The organism is Neisseria sp. P0022.S010 (genome assembly GCF_051956635.1).
On record NZ_JBQCXF010000702.1, the window covers coordinates 1 to 1,313 of the forward strand.

General features: G+C 50.3%; 1 protein-coding gene. It reads right to left on the reverse strand.

Annotated elements, in window-relative coordinates:
* Positions 1 to 96: 96 nt before the first annotated feature.
* Positions 97 to 1,313, reverse strand: a 1,217-nt coding sequence (locus tag ACTHUT_RS20775) for an ATP-dependent helicase (RefSeq protein WP_440419702.1), incomplete at its 5' end; no start/stop codon positions are given.

The window sequence follows — 1,313 nt, forward strand, 5'->3', positions numbered from 1 at the left end:
GGCGTAACGATATAAAGTAAAAATTATTTGATTGTTGACTTTGACATTTTGCTGACAATAAGGCCGTCTGAAATCCTGTTTTCAGACGGCCCTGCTTTATCCTTTTCTTTTATTTCCCAACATATCCAGCAATCCTGCCAGATTGCTTTTTCCTTCTTCCTTGCTCACAATCGGCTCGCCGCCTTTGCGGCCAAGGATTTTGATGTCTTCCTGCGGCATTTCGTCTATGAAACGGCTCGGCTCGGGGAATTGCCATGTGCCTTGTTTTTTGCGTTTGAGGCAGTGGGTCAGTGTAAGTTGGCGTTTGGCGCGGGTAATGCCGACGTACATCAGACGGCGCTCTTCTTCGACGTTGTCTTCTTCTATACTGTCATTATGCGGCAAGATGCCTTCTTCGCAACCGACAAGGAAAACGTAGGGGTATTCTAAACCTTTGGAAGCGTGCAGGGTGGAGAGTTTGACAGCATCGACTTCTTCTTCGCTTTTACCCTCCAAAAGCGTCATCAGGGCGATGGTTTGGGCAAGCTCGATGATGTTTTTACCATCTTGCTCACCTTTGCGTTCCAGCCAGCCGGTCAGGTCGGTAACGTTACGCCATTTGATCTCGCCTGCTTTGCCTTCCTCATTGGCTAGCAAGTGGTTTTCGTAGTCGATTTCTTTGAGCAGGCTGTTGATGAGTTTGCCCGCTTCGCTGGTTTCGGCTTTGGCACGGTAGCTTTCAATCATATCCATAAAGGCTTGCAGGTGTTGGCGGTTGGTATGGTTCAACAGGACAAGCGCTTCTTCTGTTTGCGCGGCTTCATACAGGCTGCATTCGTGTTCGTGCGCGTAGGTGTTGAGCTTGCCCAGCGTTACATCGCCGATGCCGCGTTTGGGCGTGGTTACAGCGCGCAGGAAGGCAGGATCGTCGTTGGGGTTGGCAAGCAGGCGCAAATAGGACAAAACGTCTTTGATTTCGGCTTTGTCAAAAAAGCTTTGCCCGCCGGAGAGTTGATAAGGGACGCGCGCGCTACGTAAGGCCTCTTCAAAAATCCGCGCCTGATGGTTGCCGCGGTATAATACGGCGAAATCGGCGTATTGGGTTTTATCGCCGCCGACCAGCTTCTGCTTGACGATTTGGCTGACGACCCAGTCGGCTTCGTGTTGTTCGTTTTGGCAGGCAACGACTTTGACGATTTCTCCTTCGCCGAACTGCGACCAAAGTTTTTTGGTGAACAGCTTGGGATTGTTTTCAATCACTTTGTTGGCGATTTTGAGAATCCGCGCGGTGGAGCGGTAGTTTTGCTCCAGTTTGATGACTTTCATCTGCGGAT